The following is a 16,463-nucleotide window of genomic DNA, read 5'->3' as shown; positions in this document are numbered from 1 at the left end:
TATACTAAAAATTAAACAGATACTTAGTCGGATCGTAGTTATAATAATTCAATTACATAAAGAAACTAAGCATAATACCTGCTGCAACTGCCGATCCAATAACTCCCGACACATTGGGAGCCATCGCATGCATCAATAGATGATTGTTGGGATCAGATCTTAGTCCTTCTGATTGGACAACTCTTGCACTGGCAGGAACAGCAGAAACACCGGCAGCACCGATCAATGGATTAACCTTGTCGCCTTTCTTAAGGAAAAGATTCATGGCTTTTGCAAATAACACCCCTCCTGCTGTTGCAATAGCGAAAGAAATTGCCCCCAACAGGAATATCTTAATGGAACTGACCGAAAGAAACAGAGCCGCAGAGGTAGAAGCTCCTACAGTCAATCCGAGCAGTATCGTAACAATATCAACCATGGATGTCCTTGCAGTTTCTGCAAGTCTGTTGGTCACTCCCGACTCCTTAAGCAAATTTCCGAAGAACAGCATTCCCAGCAATGGTAATGATCCGGGAGATATAAAAGCGGTCAGCAACAAACCAATCAGCGGAAATAGAATTTTTTCAAGTTTTGAAACTGCACGGGGAGGTTTCATGCGTATAACTCTCTCCTTTTTGCTCACCAATAGACGCATAATGGGTGGTTGAATAACCGGAACCAATGCCATATAAGAGTAGGCAGCAATGGCAATGCTTCCCAATAAGTGAGGAGCCAGATTAGAGGAAGCAAAAATAGCGGTGGGGCCGTCGGCACCACCAATGATGGCAATAGCTCCCGCTTCATTAACAGCAAACCCCAGCGCGACGGCACCAATAAAAGTGGCAAAAATCCCAATCTGTGCAGCAGCGCCAAGAAGCATGAGTCGCGGGTTTGATATAAGCGAAGAGAAATCGGTCATGGCTCCAATACCAAGAAAGATGAGAGATGGGTAAATACCCTCCTTAACACCAAAATACAGATAATACAGCACCGAACCTTCGTCATTAATACCTATGGTGGCTCCTTCAGTAGCAGGTAAAGGAATATTGCCGATGATTAATCCCGTTCCGATGGGAACAAGCAGAAGTGGCTCATATTTAAATTTAATGGCCAGATGAATCAGCAATAACCCAATAGCGATCATCAATAGTTGTCGGTAATCGAAGTTATAAAATCCGGAATTTTCCCAAAACTTGGCCATTCCACTGAAGAACGCCCCTCCGGATTGGTCTCCCTGGGCGATGCTCTGAGCCTCCAGATTCATTGTTGGCAAAATCAGCATAAATAATAACCCCAGAATCGTATAAATTGCTGCAAACTTTTTCACTTGTATAAAGAATTAATTTTTCGAATAATCAGAAATCTGAATCTGGTTGAAAATGGCAAAATAAACATACCATTCTCAGGATTGCTCTATTAAATAAACACACGGGGGAGTAAAATAAGCAGTAAAACCGTCAAGTCTAATAATAACTTGCAATTAAGATCTGCACTTTAATGATCCTATATGTTTTTAAGAAGGTTAATCAAGTTCAATCAGAACATCATTCTGCAAAACATTGTCACCTGTTTTAACCTTGATGGATTTAACGGTACCCTCCTTCTCGGCCATCACGGTATTTTCCATTTTCATGGCCTCCATAATGAGTAAAACATCTCCCTTTTTAATAGCATCTCCCTCTTTTACAAGGATTTTAAAGATACTACCGGGAAGGGGTGCTTTCACCTGACTTCCAACGCTCTCTTTTCTGACGATGTTTCCTTCGCCCGGTTTAACTTTTGCTTCTGAGCGAACCAATCGGGGTGTTTTGGACTTTTTTACTTCCCTGTGTATTTCCACATTATACAAAGTACCATTTACTTCCACATGGGCTACGTTGTCCTCAACATCCTTTAGTTCTACCTCATATTTATTTCCGCTTATGGAAAACTCAAATTTTTTCATTGTAATACTATCTGTTATCTGGATAAAACATTGCGAACACCATAAATTTTCGAACTCCAGGGAGAGTAGGTTCTGGCTACTCGTTTGATTGTAATAATATTGCTCTCTTCATCGTGTTGTTCGTTAAAATAGAGCATCAATGCAGTAGCAATGGCAGCATTTACTTCCCCTGCCACATATTGTTCAGATGAAGATGAATCAATCTCTTTACCTTCTTTTTTAAGGCGCTTTTTGATTCGAATGTTAAGGATTTTGGGGATGAGTTTGTAAACCAGGATTAACAATACCAAAACCAGAAATACGACTGAATACCCAACTCCGGCAATCACGTATATATCTGCCCAATTCCAATTTTCAATGTCAATCAAAAATATCATAGTCAAGTCTGTAAATGAGTGTGTGAGACTCTCTCAAAAGGAAATCTAGTTTTTCTCTTCTTTCAAATCGTAAATTCCACATTAATAATTCACCCCTAAATCCCCGTTCGGCTGAGCTCACGTCGAAGCCAAGGGGGACTTAAAGCCTCCCACTTGGGGGAGGTTTGGAGGGGTGAAAACGAGGTTGCATACAAATTGTAAGTATTGAAAATATTATTAAGCTTCTAAGACAGCCTCTTTTTGTTATTATAACGGAATGTTTGAGTGTTTTTTGGGCGGATTGGTCAGCTTTTTTGTCTGAAGACTCTGGAATCCACGAATCACTCTGAAACGTGTATTTCGTGGTTCAATCACATCGTCAATGTAACCATAGGCCGCAGCCTGATAAGGATTGGCAAATTTTTCCTTATATTCTGCCTCCTTAGCGGCGATGAATTTAGTTTTCTCTTCAGGATCTTCAATGGCTGCCATGGCTCTTCCTTCCAAAACCTCTATGGCTCCCGATGCTCCCATTACGGCAATCTCTGCTGTGGGCCACGCGTAATTTAAATCACCACGCAACTGCTTACAACTCATTACATCATGGGCTCCACCATAAGACTTACGTAGGGTGACTGTAACTTTTGGAACAGTGGCTTCTCCATAAGCAAACATCAGCTTGGCACCATGTGTGATGATGCCATTGTACTCCTGACCGCTTCCGGGAAGGAATCCGGGAACATCAACCAGTGTCAGAATAGGGATGTTGAATGCATCACAGAATCGAACAAAACGCGCAGCTTTTCGTGAGGCATCACAATCAAGAACACCTGCTAAAAAATTTGGCTGGTTTGCTATGACCCCTACCGAGGCACCGGCCATACGACAGAATCCAACAATGATGTTTCGTGCGTAGTCGCGGTGTACTTCCAAAAATTCGCCTTCATCAACAATGGTGTATATCACCTCTTTCATGTCGTAAGGCTGATTGGGATTATCGGGAATGATGGTGTTCAGAACATCTTCAATTCTGTCAATCGGGTCGTTCGTTTCCACCAATGGTGGCTCTTCAAGGTTGTTTTGCGGCAAATAGGAGATCAGTTTTCGTAAAAGCAGTAAACCCTCTTCCTCGCTCTCAAGCATGAAATGCGAGACGCCCGAACGTGAAGCATGAACCTGAGCTCCTCCTAAATCTTCTGTTGAAATATCTTCACCGGTTACGGTCTTCACAACTTTTGGTCCTGTAACAAACATATAGCTGGAATTCTCAGTCATCATGATGAAGTCGGTCAATGCAGGTGAATATACCGCACCGCCAGCACATGGGCCAAAAATTGCAGAGATCTGAGGAATTACGCCTGATGCCATAATGTTGCGCTGAAAAATTTCCGCATAACCTGCCAATGAGGTCACACCTTCCTGAATTCGAGCACCTCCACTATCATTTATTCCAATAACAGGCGCGCCCACCTTCATGGCCATGTCCATAATTTTGCAAATCTTCTGTGCAAAAGTCTCTGATAATGAACCACCAAAAACGGTGAAATCCTGGGAGAAAACATATACAACACGTCCGTCGATGGTTCCGTGACCTGTAACCACACCGTCGCCCATGAATTTTGATTTTTCCATCCCAAAGTTTGTACAACGATGGGTAACAAACATATCAAACTCTTCAAAACTTCCCTCGTCCAACAATATTTCAATGCGTTCGCGTGCGGTCAATTTCCCTTTTGCATGCTGGGCATCAATGCGTTTTTGTCCGCCACCAAGGCGGGCTTCTCCACGCAATTCAATTAATTTATTGATTTTATCCTGATTTGACATATCAACTCCTCTCAATTAAATAACAATTACTTTTTAGGATCTTCACACAGTTCGGTCAACACTCCAAATGTTGATTTTGGATGTAAAAAGGCGATATCAAGACCTTCTGCACCTTTTCGGGGCTTTTGATCAATCAATCGGACTCCCTTGCTCTCAACATCACCCAGCTTTTCAGCCAAACCATCAACGGCAAAGGCAAGATGATGAATACCTTCTCCCCTTTTCTCAAGAAACTTTCCTATTGGGCCCTCAGGATCGGTGGATTCAAGTAACTCAATCTTGGTTTGACCCACCATGAAAAAAGCTGTTTTTACTTTTTGATCAGCAACCTCTTCTACAGCGTAGCATTTTAAACCAAATACATTTTCATAAAATGGAATGGCTTCATCTAAGCTTTTCACTGCAATACCAATGTGTTCGATATGCGTTGGCTTCATTTTTTATATAATTTAAGTGTAATTGAATTGATTAAATTCCTTTTAAAACTTGGTTAGAATTACAAAAATAATGTTAATCGACTAAACAATTTCTATCACAAACAAAACACCCTCTCCACACAAATTTTGGTGAACAGAATCAGATATCTGTAAATTTCTTCAGCCAAATTAAACTAAAAAAACAACAAATTAAATTTAATGATAAAATTATCCGTTTTAAGGAATCTGAATCAAGGGGGTATCACAACAAATAAAAGTTCTTTTAACCTATAAGTTGTAATTTTAAGACAAAATTAGAATTAAAACGATGTAATACCATATAAAACAGCAACGAAAAAGATTGTTGTAAAACATATTCGTGAAACATTCGATAAATAGGTGCCCGGCAATGAGTTTGTATCATAATTATTGCTAATTTTAGCAGTTTTTTGTCCTGATTTGGTTCAAAAACAGCTATTTTTCAGGGAAATTTTCAAACGATCAACTAACTTTGGACTTTTAACCTGATTTTCGGAAATTAGCAGTTCGAAGAGCGACATCAATTAAAAACTTTACTTAAGACATTATATATGGCCAAAGAGAGTCATTCACCTGTTAATAGCAACGGTTACATTGTTGAGCTGGCTGACATTCTGGTTCGACAGGAAGAGCACATCATATTGAAGGATGTGAATCTGAATGTGAAGCCCGGTGAGTTTTTGTACATGATCGGACGCGTGGGTAGCGGTAAATCAAGTTTATTAAAAACACTTTACGCAGAGATTCCTCTGCGCGAAGGCAAGGGGTTTGCAGCAGGATACCATCTGCACTCCATTAAAGAAAAGAATATTCCATGGTTAAGGAGAAGAATGGGAATTGTGTTTCAGGACTATCAGTTACTGATCGACCGGAACATTTATGATAATCTGCTTTTCGTCCTAAAAGCCACCGGATGGAAAAATCAGGTAGAAATGGATCACCGCATCAGGGAAGTTTTATCTGAGGTGGATATGGTTCATAAAGGATACAAAATGCCCCATCAGTTATCGGGAGGAGAACAGCAGAGAATTGGTATTGCCAGAGCGTTGCTCAATAAGCCAGATCTGCTTCTGGCTGATGAGCCAACAGGTAATCTGGATCCGGATACTTCTGATGAACTGATGAAATTGCTTCACCAAATCTGTAAAGATGGCAAAACCGTTATCATGGCCACTCACAATTATAACCTGATTAAAAAATTCCCGGGTCGCACAGTCAAATGTGAAGATACCAGACTATCGGAAAAACAGCAGGAAGAGATTGATTTTGATCAATTGATAATGTGAGACCGGAGACGGGAGACGGGAAACGGGAAACCGGAGACGGGAGACGGGAGACGGGAAACCGGTAGGATGGTGGGAAGGTGGAAGGGTTTAAGGTTTTAGGTTTGAAGTTTTAGGTTTGAAGTTTAATGTTTTAAGTTCGGAACATCGCTTCGCTGCGAAAACCATGAACTATAAACCATAAACAAAAACAAAAAACCCACATTACTCATCGATCGATTTCTATTGATGACTGAAATTTGATAATAGAAAACTTAAATATGAATAACACACTTTTAATCTTTTTGCCATCTGTTATAGTGGTTGTCTTTACATTGATTCTGATATATCTCTTCATGAATCAGGAAAACAGACGCAGACATCAGGAAATTCGCGTAAAGGAGAGCAGCGAGATGTTTAAGCTTCGAATGCAGGCCTATGAACGCTTAACTTTGCTTTTGGAAAGGCTCAACCCTGAATCGCTAATTCTTCGCGAACAAAGACATGATCTTTCAGCGTTGCAATTCCAAACGCATCTATTAAAAATCATCCGCACAGAATTTGATCACAATCTCACCATGCAGATTTATGTTACCATTCCCACCTGGGAAAAAGTAAAAGCCGCCAAAGAAGGACTGGTCAGACTGATTAATACCACCGCCAATAATATTGACAAAAAAGCACCTGCTCTGGAACTTGGTCGTTTCCTGATTGAAAATACCGGCAGGGATCTGAATCTTTATTTCAACGACGCCATCGCATCAATTCGTAAAGAGATGAATGATTTGTACGGGAAGTAATACCTACAATTGATTAAGACAATCTGATTTTAGAATGCTTGAATTTATTTGGCCTTTCTGTATAACTTCCAGACAAATAATTACAAAAACGTTATTCCGAAGAATCTAACCTTTTGTTTAAATAACTAACAAGGTCAACTAGAGACTCCTCAGATCTAACGCGAACACGATTTCTGCGAAGATAATCATCCGCAGCTACCTCTCCTTGCTCTAAAAGGCTCAGCACATCTCTTCTTCTGTGGATCTTAGCAGGCAACTCATCACCAATACCCAGTAAATAAGTGCTATTTATTGGGATAAACCTTGGAGGCAAAGCATCCTGAAATCCCTTGGCAGGCTCACGTTCACGTAATAAAATGTTGTGTTTACGAAATAGAGAAATCTCTCCCTTTTCGACAACTTCTAATAGACCTGAGAATTCTTGAATGCCATCTTTATATCTTTTGAGAAAAAAATGGTGATTGTCAAATTTAAACTCGACACTCTTTACTCCACGGGTATTGACTTCCAAAATCTGGTCTCTGGCGTCTTTATATTCAATTTTATCAGAATACACATTATAACGCATCGGAATATCCACATACCTAATGCTATCATTAAGAATAACCTCTCCTTTTACAAACTCATCATTTAGATATGGAGAGCCATCAATTCGATTATATCTATCTGCTTCAAGGGCATGTCCTCTGGTTATCTCAAGTGCAAACCGATTATGAATTGTTCTGGAATATTCTTGAGAATAAACCATCACAGCAAAAAAGAAAAAGACCAAAGTTAAAACGATTGATTTCATAATCTTGTTTTTTGACGGTAGAACATCAAATTATATGTAAAAATTAAATCTGGCTTATTAATCTTATATATAGATAAACACTACTGACCGGCTAATTAAAATAACCCATTCACCTCTAACAACGTAATAGCTTGTCATTTCGAGCGAAGCGAGAAATCTATTATATGATTATCATAAAAAAAATCTTAGTCGGACAGCAGTAATAGATAAATAAACGTCTTTTTAATAAACAGATAAGATGTTTAAACCCTAGAACATGCTTTTACCTAATCCCACACGGGTTCCGAAGCAGCTAAATTAAATATCCATAGGAATTTCACGTATTCAAACTCCACTCCACTTCGAAACTTACCCGCCTTGCGGGTTCTGCTCGGCTTCTAACTATAAACCATCATCAACAAACTTTAAACATTGAACTTTAAACATTGAACTTTAAACATTGAACATTAAACTTTGAACTTTGAACTTTGAACATTAAACTTCTAACTCAATTTACCAGCCATTCCCCTTGCCAGATTTAAACATGCATTAAACTTCTCATCCTTCAATGCGTGTTTCTCCTCAACTGAATCACCTACGACTTCCCAACCCATCTTTTCGGCAAAGGCATCTAGTCTTTTTACAGCAGCTCCCGACCAGGTAAACGATCCAAATGTTCCAAGTAAATGATTCTTAACACCCATATTCTCTAATTTGTTTACAAGCGACTCCATATTTGGATGCAGTTCATTGCTGTAGGTGGGACTACCAAGAATAACGCCTTTGTATTTAAAAATATCAGAAATAATGTATGATGCATGGGTTTTGGATACATCATAAATACGAATTTGCTTAATACCATTGATGGAGAGTTCACGGGCAATTACCTCGGCCATCTCCTCTGTGTGGCCATACATGGAAGCATAGGCAATAACTACTCCGTTTTCTTCGGCCTCATACTTGCTCCATTTATCATATAGTGTGATGATTCGTTCAATGTTCTCACGCAAAATGGGGCCATGGGTTGCGGCAATGGTTTTTATTTCCAAACCCGAAAGTTTGCTCAATGCTTTTTGAACAGGATTTCCGTATTTTCCAACTATGTTGGAATAATACCTGCGCATTTCATCTATAAAATATTCAATATCCAGTTCATCGTCAAAAATGCCACCATCCAACGTTCCAAAGCTTCCAAAAGCATCTGCCGAGAATAGTATTTTGTGCTCAGGGTTATATGTTACCATGGTTTCAGGCCAATGAACCATGGGAACCATGAAGAATTGCAGTTGATGGTGCCCGAGTACAAGGCTATCGCCCTCCCCTACTTCTTTGAATTTGTCGGTAATGCCAAAAAAACCTTCGACCATAGGTCGTGTTTTTTTGTTGCCAACCAGTTTCATATCGGGATATAGTTCGGACAATATTTTAACCGATCCGGCATGATCGGGTTCCATATGATTAATAATCAGGTAATCGATTGGTTTATCCCCAATTGCTGCACGGATTTTTGACAGAAATTTATCAATATAGCCAATTTCAACGGTATCTACCAGTGCCACCTTCTCATCATCTATAATGTATGAATTATAGGCAACACCTCTTTCCAGCGGCCATAAGTTTTCAAATAGTGCGGTTCGACGGTCGTTTACGCCGACATAATAAATATGATCAGTTAACTTGACTTCTTGAAACATTATACATTTTTTTTTGTCTGTAATTTTTTTTAAAAAGTTTAGGGTTTATAGTTTAGGGTTTATAGTTTAGGGTTGCGCAGCGTAGCGAAGTGCTGAGAATCGGGAAGGGTTTAAATGCTTATCTACGGCGAATTAGCAACCATACATCACTGTATTGCTGGTAATTTCTGCGAATTTGGGAAATTCTGCTTCGAGCCTCAAATTCATCGTTATAAGCAGCAACTGATACCCGGTATAATCCCTCTTCGTTCTCAAGAATGACGGGATTAAACTGCTGTCTGGCCAAATCGGTACGGAAATTCCTGGCATTATCCAACACCCTGAATGAGCCAATAATAACATAGTAACGATAATCAGGTCCGGTGTGTTCAATATTAGTTACCCGCTCTTCCCTCACCACAACCGCAGGTTCAGAAACCACAGGTTCTTCCTTTACTTCAATCCTGGCAGGTTGGATTTCTTCCTGTACATAAATAGATTGGCTGGTATCAAAACGGCTGGTACCTTTTCTTAAACTGGCACATGATGCTAATAGTAGTATCATCACAGGGATGAACCATAATGTTCTTTTGTTCATAAATTGAATGTTAGATCGTAAGATTATTCGACAATTAACAACAAACCTCTGGAAAATCAAAGCCAAATATAAACCAACTGTAAATATAATTCAATAATAGATCGTTAAAGTTTCTTATTGAATAGTGATTACATCACTAATGCTCTAACAATTTATAAATGAATTGTGATCCTGTTAGGAACAAAACATCTTTTAAACGGACATCATAAACTCATCTTATTTGCCTTATGTGGTAAACCTTTTATCTGAAAATACGTCTCTCATTCAGCGCTCTTCGGTATCGGGCTGCATTTCGATTATGCTCCTGAAGCGTTCTGGCAAAGGCATGGTATCCGGAAAAATCGTCTTTGGCACACATATATAAATAATTGTGCTCCTCATAGTACAAAACGGCATTGATGCCGGTTACAGAAGGCATTCGAATTGGCCCTGGCGGCAAACCGGCATACATATAGGTGTTATATGGTGAATCAACCTCCAAATCTCTGTTTAAAATGCGGTTTACCGTAAAATCACCAATCACAAATTTGATGGTGGGATCTGCCTGTAACCGCATTCCCCGTCTTAATCGATTGATGTAAAGACCTGCCACACGCGATTTTTCATCCTCACGTATGGTTTCTTCATCAACAATGGATGCCAATGTGGCCACTTCCAATGGAGTAAAGCCCAGGTTAGAAGCACGTTGCAACCGATCCTCATTCCAAAAACGTTCATATTCCCGGTACATGCGAGTTATGAAACCCTCCGGTGTGGTGGTCCAGAACATCTCATATGTATTGGGTAGAATCATTCCAAGTACGGTGTGACGGGCAAAACCAATCTCACCAAGCGCATCTTCGTTGGTGAGAGAATTCAGAAACTGCAAAGAATCCGCCTCCAGACGTCGCGATAACTGACCTGCCAGTTCCTCATGGGTTCTGATGTTATTAAATGTGACGTTTACAGGTGTTTGGCGACCCGAACGCAACAGATTTACAACGTCGTTGTTGCTCATTCCTTCTCTGAGCGTGTAACGGCCACCGCGTGGCCGTGACGGATAACCTTTACGGTCGGCCACCCACTGAAACGACTTCATATTTTCAATATACCCTGAATGCTCCAGTAAAAACAAAACCTCATCAAAATTGGCACCCGTTGGGATGTATATCACACCATCTCTGTTGGATTCAATTGTCACATTGGAAGCAAATATGAAATTGTAAAATCTCAGCCCTGCCAACATAGCAACTACCAACAGTATCATGGCCGAATAAAGCATAACCATGCCCCGTGTTCGTCTGCCTCGCCCTCTCTCTCGTTTTAAGCTCATTGTTCTGATACTCATTAAAAACTATACCCGGCGCCAATTCTGGCATTAAACCCTTTCATCGGATATCCATGCCACTGATAATATCTTGAGGCAAACATATTGCGGAATTCGCCAAAAAAGTTCCATCTCTTGTTCAATGCATAGTTGGCACCCAGATTAAAATCGAAAACCGGATCCAATGTTATCACTTCTGTCCCCAAATCCAATGGAATTTTTGCCTGCCTGTCGCCCAGCAAATTAAATGCCCCGAATAAAGTCAGACTTTCGTCCATATGATATGAAGCACGCACGCCGATCTCCATGCCTGGCTTATGCCAGGCATGCTCCTGCTCATCCAAAGTCCACGAGTAATAGGCTCCGCGTAACATCAAATCCAGATCAGGAGAAAAATTCAGATTTAACTCTCCGCTGACTGTCAGCAGTTGTCCATCGTCATAAACCACATCAAATATATTGGCATATTCGTATTGTGATTGATCCTCGTATAAATATCTACGATTCACGAAAAAGTGCTCGTCTCTGAAAACATTGTATTCAACCTTTGCTGAAAAAGTGGTCATGGCACTGAAATTGGCCGTAGCCCCCATGAAAAATTTAACGCCATGAAAAGCTGTCTTTACGTGCATATCGGGTGCTGCAAACGGATTCTCTGCCATGATATTCCGGTAAGTCGCAGGTCTGATCTCCCCTGTAACTCCCCCTTTAAGTCCAACCACTCCATCGGCAATGGCCACACGTCCCCAAACATCGGGTGACAAATAGAAATTGTCTTCAATGTCATCAAATTCGGCTCCTATTCGCAATCCCATATTCAGCATGTAGTGACCACCGATGCGCAGCATGGCCGGGTTAGCTTCAACTAAAGTTTGCTGTCTCCCGCCAAAATCGCTCTGAGCCAGAAAAGCATTGTTTCCATGATTCACGCTGGCATGGTTTAAAGAGGTGCCAAGTCTGAGGAATAACTCCCCAATTGGTATATCAAAATCTCCACGATACCTGAACTGATTCTCAGTAACGCCTGTACGGTTTCCAAAAGTTGAAAACCCCAAACCCATATCGTAACGGGTTGAATTACTGTGATTCACATGGTTCAGCAATCCCAAATCAATATCGAAGGTGGTTTGGTGCTGAGTTGGATCGGGCACAAGTTCTGCTCCCGGAACATTTCTAAATGCTTCCGGATCTGAATCTGGAACGGCAATCCGGTAGATGCTTTCAGGATGCATATTCCTACCTCCGTAATACCGATAGGCATAGTTATTAAAATCCATATCGAGACTCAACGTCTTACCTCTAAAAAAATGACGCATGAACAAACCGCCGTTGGTATCGTGGTAGTGTGCCTTATTTTTGTCTCCATCAACAGTGAGTCGTCCCCAGGATGACTCATGGCCTGCCTTTAATGCAATGGCAAAATCGTTGTTTTGTACCAGGTTGTAGTATAGTGCTCCACCCAAAAGATCATAATTGCCGGCATAACCTTTGATGTAAGAGGTATTCAGCTCCTCAGGAGGTGCAGGCGCCATGCGGGCAGGTATCAACGGAACTACTTCCGGAGCGCCGGTGATGGCTCGCCCCGATAAACGGTACTCAAACCGTGGAGCCGGTATGTCCGGTTCCGATATATCAGGCATTTCACTTATTTTAATGGCATCAGACACCGTAGGGGTATATTCACGCACCACCCGCACATCCTGACTGATGGGAGTCTCCTCCTGTGAAAATAAGCCGGTAGTTGTTAATAACATACCTATCATGCATATTGAAATAATCCTGCTATTCCGCATATATCGATATTGTTGATTTATTACTTTTTAATTTTTTATAAGGGTTTAGGGTTTTAGAGTTTAGGGTTGATGGTTTAGGGTTAGACAGAACTTAAAACCTTGAACCTTAAACCTTGAACCTTAAACCTTGAACCTTAAACCTTAAACTTTGAACTTAAAACCTTCTCACCTTATTACCTTTCCACCTTCTTACCCAATTCCCGGTCTCCGGTTTCCGGTCTCCCGTCTCCGGTCTCCCTTCATTCCACCTGTCTCCGATAAAGATCCAACCTCTCCTGAGCCAGTTCTCTCACATCGTCTTCTTCCGATGTATAATTCTCAAGCAAACTCTCAAGGTACTGGGTCGCCTGGAAAAACTCACCCCTGTCGGCAAAAATATCCGATAATACAATGAACGAGCGCGCCAGCCAATATTGATGGGGTGTGCCTCTGTTTACAAAATCAAAGACCTTTTGCTCGGCTTCGGTTCTTTTTCCTTCTTCATACAATATTTCAATCACCCTGAAACGGGCTTCGGAACCTTCCCTGCTGCTTGTGTTTTCAGCCAGAATTTCGAAATCTTCCAAAGCTCGCTGTTTCTGATTCAGATCAATATGAGCCTTGGCCTTGAGAAACCTTGCTTCGCGAACAATTTCGGGAGCCATTCGCGGGTTATCCAAAACCCGTTCAGAAGCTTCAATAATTGAGGTTGGCGTACCCAGGTGTCGCAAGGCCCGCATTTGTCCTATGAGCGCCTCTTGCCTGTTCTCTTCCAGATCGGCTTCTTCCTCCAGCCTCTTGAAATAATCCAATGCTCTGCCGTAATTCTCTTTCCTGAAATGAATCTGCCCTGCACGGCGCAATGCGTCTTCTGAAAAAAGGCTTCTGCCACGTCCGGTAACAAACTCATAGGAGACGAGAGCTTCTTCATATTTCCCATCTCTAAACTGACAATCGGCTTTGTAATAATGAGCATTCAGTACAAATCGTCCCTGTGGAAATGATGTCAGATAATTCTGCAGCTGTACAAGAGCCTGGGCACAATTTCCCGACATATACAAACGTTCAGCAGAGACATAACTCAGCGAGTCACGCTGCCGATCATCAACCCGGGCAAATCCTCCAATCTGGTTGGTATATCGAATGTATCCGTCGGGATTATTCTGATCCATATATATATTGCGAATGCCCAACAGCGCATCCTCAGCTTCGGGAGTACCGGGAAACTCGTTTACCACTCGTTTGTAGAATACCATGGACTGATTCAGATCGCCTGTATTATAATAGACCAATCCCAGTTGAAGCATTGATTTCTTTGCAAAACGACTTCGAGGAAAACGGTCTCTGACCGTTTTAAAACATCTGATGGCCTCATTCAAGTCGTTTTTAGCCACGAAAGAACGTCCCATTTCATACCATGCATCATCCAAATAAGGAGAACGCGGAAAACGGGTAATCAATTCATTCAATTGCCTGATTTTTCCGTCATGATCACGTGATATTCCAAGGGATATGGCTCTTTGGAACATGGCGTAGTCGGGTGATCCTTCAGGAAGCGCAGCGGCCCGTTCGTAGTAGGTCATGGCATTTCTGAAATCACGCACCATAAAATAGGTGTCACCCAGCCTGTTGAGCGCATCACCTTGCTTCGCTGGCTGTCTCCCGTCGTTTTGCACCAGAAACCTGCGAAACCACTGACCTGCTGCACTAAAATTACCCAGGTTGAAATGGCAGTAACCAATGTTGTAATGTGCCGTAACAAACTCCGGTAAATTTCTTGATCCGGGAGTCTCAATAAACTGCGTGTAATCTGCCAGTGCCTTTTGATAGTTTCCAAGTCTGTAGTGCGATTCGCCACGCCAGTAAAGAGCACCCATCTTTATGGTGTTATCGTAACGGCCGTAATTAAGGCTGTAATCAAACATCGCTATGGCATCGGTAAACTGAAGATTGGTAAACAACTCCAGTCCTCTGTAATAGGATACCCGCTGCATGGCTCTGTAAACATCAGCATTTTTGTGCTGAATGCGCTCCATGGCTTCTAATGCCTGGCGGTAATTGCGGGTTGTAAGCAAAGCCTGACCCAAATAGCGATAAGCCTCATCGATGTGTTGGCTTTCGGGAAACTCTTCTATAAATTGTAAAAATGAATTGATGATTTCGTTGAAAGGAGAAAAACTGAGCTCATAGCTTAGTTTTATGTAGTTAAACATGGCATCTTCACGAATGGCCTTGTCGAAATGTAGACGCTGTGCAGCTTCAAACGCGATGCGCGCGTTTTGCTTATCGCCCAAACGTAAGTAGCAATCGGCCAGATGATAATAGGCATTCTGCGTCATATCATCTTCAGAAGAGGTTACCTGGGCCAGGAAAACTGCTGCCTGCTCAAAATCGTTTACAAAATAGTATGACAATCCTAAATGGTAATAATCTTCACGGCGAGGTGTTTTGGTCTCTTTTACAACAATGGATAAATAAGGAATCGCACGTGAGTAGTTCTCTTTGGCATACCATGCATCACCCAAAACCCTGGCCAAATCGGTGCGCATCACTCCACGGGCATCGGCCATTAAAGGCGTTCCGTACTCAATGGCCTGATCATAATCGCCCTGCATGTAATAGATTTGTGCAATATAATAAGGTACAACATTCTGAAAACCCGGCTCATTCTTTAATCGGGTAAATGTACGCAACGCCGACTGATGATTGCCTCTGTCGTATTGAATATGTGCATAATAATAATTGGCAGGCCCCCACCAATCAGATGGAACATCCTTAACCTGATTAAGAAGACGGGCTGCCTTGTCATACTCCTCTTCCATGAAGTTGGCATACCCCGCTTTAAAATAGTATCGCAACCTCACGTCGCGATCCAGATCGTTGGGATCTACCCTGTCGTACCAACGTATGGCAACTCTATACCTGTTGCTCTCATGTGCCAGTTCTCCAATTCGAAAACGTGCATGTGAAAGATGTGGACTTCCGGGGTGGTCATCAATGAATCGCTCCAGAAGAAATGAGGCATCGTCGTTATCGAGTCTGGAGGACGACAAAGCTTCGTAGAATGCTGCATCCGAACGCAGCGTTCGTTGCTCATCGGAAACAGTGTGTTTTACCTCCTCAAAAAGTTGACGGGCTACCCCATAATAACCACGCCGAAAATGGGACATGGCCTCTTCAAATTTTCTTTCGGGTTGTTGGGAATCAAGACTACGTTGTCCCAATGATGGATTTAATGAGACGACAGTTAATAAAACTGCAACGAATATTCGCTTTATCATAGATTCGAATTGAAATATGAGGACATCTGCTGAACCTGCTAACAACTGTTGTGCCAATTTAAATTTAACTCTCCGTTATCAGGCTTCTTTTAATCACAAATTGTTTTAGGTTTTTCAGCTGTGAAGATAAATAAAGATGAATTAAAATCAAAAAAAGGTTTTCTTTTAAGGAGACAGGAGACAGGAAACCGGAACGGGGTGCATGGTTTGATGTTTGGAGTTTGGAGTTTGAAGTTTGGAGTTTGAAGTTTGAAGTTTGAGGGTTTTCGCAACGAAGTAATGTCTCAGAACATAAACCTTGGAACCTAAAACCTAGAACCTAGAACCAAAAACCCTAAACCTTTTCACCAGATAACCCTACCATCCATCTTCCTGTTCCGGTCTCCGGTCTCCCCCTCTTCCCCCTGAAACTGATAATTTCGTAACTTAGTATAGCT

The 16,463-nt window shown here is 41.5% G+C and carries 13 protein-coding genes; 2 read left to right on the top strand and 11 right to left on the bottom strand.

The window, feature by feature from the left end:
• Window positions 1–52: 52 nt before the first annotated feature.
• The 5 genes from EV194_RS13240 to mce form a co-directional block, all read right to left on the bottom strand.
• The gene (locus tag EV194_RS13240) at window positions 53–1,306 is read right to left on the bottom strand and encodes a sodium ion-translocating decarboxylase subunit beta (protein ID WP_132434521.1); all 1,254 of its coding nucleotides are present in this window, start codon (window positions 1,304–1,306) and stop codon (window positions 53–55) included.
• Window positions 1,307–1,501: 195 nt separating this feature from the next.
• Complete coding sequence (locus tag EV194_RS13235; RefSeq protein ID WP_132434520.1) at window positions 1,502–1,924, bottom strand: biotin/lipoyl-containing protein; 423 nt, start codon at window positions 1,922–1,924, stop codon at window positions 1,502–1,504.
• A gap of 14 nt (window positions 1,925–1,938) precedes the next feature.
• The gene (locus EV194_RS13230) at window positions 1,939–2,301 is read right to left on the bottom strand and encodes an OadG family transporter subunit (protein WP_132434519.1); all 363 of its coding nucleotides are present in this window, start codon (window positions 2,299–2,301) and stop codon (window positions 1,939–1,941) included.
• A gap of 246 nt (window positions 2,302–2,547) precedes the next feature.
• The gene (locus tag EV194_RS13225) at window positions 2,548–4,107 is read right to left on the bottom strand and encodes an acyl-CoA carboxylase subunit beta (protein ID WP_132434518.1); all 1,560 of its coding nucleotides are present in this window, start codon (window positions 4,105–4,107) and stop codon (window positions 2,548–2,550) included.
• A 26-nt stretch (window positions 4,108–4,133) separates the two neighbouring features.
• Window positions 4,134–4,544 (bottom strand): methylmalonyl-CoA epimerase, encoded by a 411-nt coding sequence (mce, locus tag EV194_RS13220; protein ID WP_079557767.1) that lies wholly within the window; start codon window positions 4,542–4,544, stop codon window positions 4,134–4,136.
• A 569-nt stretch (window positions 4,545–5,113) separates the two neighbouring features.
• Between mce and EV194_RS13215 the strand changes: the two genes are divergently transcribed.
• Complete coding sequence (locus tag EV194_RS13215; RefSeq protein WP_132434517.1) at window positions 5,114–5,848, top strand: cell division ATP-binding protein FtsE; 735 nt, start codon at window positions 5,114–5,116, stop codon at window positions 5,846–5,848.
• A 257-nt stretch (window positions 5,849–6,105) separates the two neighbouring features.
• On the top strand, window positions 6,106–6,624 hold the full coding sequence (locus tag EV194_RS13210) for a DUF7935 family protein (protein WP_132434516.1): 519 nt from the start codon (window positions 6,106–6,108) through the stop codon (window positions 6,622–6,624).
• A 91-nt stretch (window positions 6,625–6,715) separates the two neighbouring features.
• On the opposite strand, the gene EV194_RS13205 is transcribed toward EV194_RS13210, so the two are convergent.
• The 6 genes from EV194_RS13205 to EV194_RS13180 all read right to left on the bottom strand — a co-directional run bounded on the left by EV194_RS13205 (window position 6,716) and on the right by EV194_RS13180 (window position 16,026).
• Complete coding sequence (locus tag EV194_RS13205; RefSeq protein WP_132434515.1) at window positions 6,716–7,417, bottom strand: hypothetical protein; 702 nt, start codon at window positions 7,415–7,417, stop codon at window positions 6,716–6,718.
• Window positions 7,418–7,899: 482 nt separating this feature from the next.
• Entirely contained in the window at window positions 7,900–9,090 is a 1,191-nt protein-coding gene (locus EV194_RS13200; RefSeq protein ID WP_132434514.1) for an FprA family A-type flavoprotein, read from the bottom strand.
• A gap of 118 nt (window positions 9,091–9,208) precedes the next feature.
• Window positions 9,209–9,667 (bottom strand): SPOR domain-containing protein, encoded by a 459-nt coding sequence (locus tag EV194_RS13195; RefSeq protein WP_132434513.1) that lies wholly within the window; start codon window positions 9,665–9,667, stop codon window positions 9,209–9,211.
• A gap of 241 nt (window positions 9,668–9,908) precedes the next feature.
• The gene (gene mltG / locus EV194_RS13190) at window positions 9,909–10,979 is read right to left on the bottom strand and encodes an endolytic transglycosylase MltG (protein WP_132434512.1); all 1,071 of its coding nucleotides are present in this window, start codon (window positions 10,977–10,979) and stop codon (window positions 9,909–9,911) included.
• Window positions 10,980–10,993: 14 nt separating this feature from the next.
• Window positions 10,994–12,766 carry a TonB-dependent receptor gene (locus EV194_RS13185; protein WP_132434511.1) on the bottom strand — a complete coding sequence of 591 codons (1,773 nt, stop codon included), beginning with the start codon at window positions 12,764–12,766 and terminating at the stop codon, window positions 10,994–10,996.
• A 239-nt stretch (window positions 12,767–13,005) separates the two neighbouring features.
• Window positions 13,006–16,026: a tetratricopeptide repeat protein gene (locus tag EV194_RS13180; RefSeq protein WP_132434510.1), complete on the bottom strand. Its 3,021-nt coding sequence runs from the start codon at window positions 16,024–16,026 to the stop codon at window positions 13,006–13,008.
• Between the last annotated feature and the right edge of the window lie 437 nt (window positions 16,027–16,463).

This window comes from Natronoflexus pectinivorans (assembly GCF_004345615.1).
GTDB classification, from domain to species: Bacteria; Bacteroidota; Bacteroidia; order Bacteroidales; family Marinilabiliaceae; genus Natronoflexus; species Natronoflexus pectinivorans.
The sequence above is the reverse complement of the archived record's forward strand: the minus strand, read 5'-3'. Positions and strand labels throughout refer to the sequence as shown.

Coding starts and splice junctions, on each gene's coding strand:
- mce (WP_079557767.1), bottom strand. CDS start 4,544: ATGAAGCCAACGCATATCGAACACATTGGTATTGCAGTGAAAAGCTTA.
- EV194_RS13185 (WP_132434511.1), bottom strand. CDS start 12,766: ATGCGGAATAGCAGGATTATTTCAATATGCATGATAGGTATGTTATTA.
- EV194_RS13200 (WP_132434514.1), bottom strand. CDS start 9,090: ATGTTTCAAGAAGTCAAGTTAACTGATCATATTTATTATGTCGGCGTA.
- EV194_RS13215 (WP_132434517.1), top strand. CDS start 5,114: ATGGCCAAAGAGAGTCATTCACCTGTTAATAGCAACGGTTACATTGTT.
- EV194_RS13225 (WP_132434518.1), bottom strand. CDS start 4,107: ATGTCAAATCAGGATAAAATCAATAAATTAATTGAATTGCGTGGAGAA.
- EV194_RS13235 (WP_132434520.1), bottom strand. CDS start 1,924: ATGAAAAAATTTGAGTTTTCCATAAGCGGAAATAAATATGAGGTAGAA.
- EV194_RS13205 (WP_132434515.1), bottom strand. CDS start 7,417: ATGAAATCAATCGTTTTAACTTTGGTCTTTTTCTTTTTTGCTGTGATG.
- EV194_RS13195 (WP_132434513.1), bottom strand. CDS start 9,667: ATGAACAAAAGAACATTATGGTTCATCCCTGTGATGATACTACTATTA.
- EV194_RS13230 (WP_132434519.1), bottom strand. CDS start 2,301: ATGATATTTTTGATTGACATTGAAAATTGGAATTGGGCAGATATATAC.
- mltG (WP_132434512.1), bottom strand. CDS start 10,979: ATGAGCTTAAAACGAGAGAGAGGGCGAGGCAGACGAACACGGGGCATG.
- EV194_RS13210 (WP_132434516.1), top strand. CDS start 6,106: ATGAATAACACACTTTTAATCTTTTTGCCATCTGTTATAGTGGTTGTC.
- EV194_RS13180 (WP_132434510.1), bottom strand. CDS start 16,026: ATGATAAAGCGAATATTCGTTGCAGTTTTATTAACTGTCGTCTCATTA.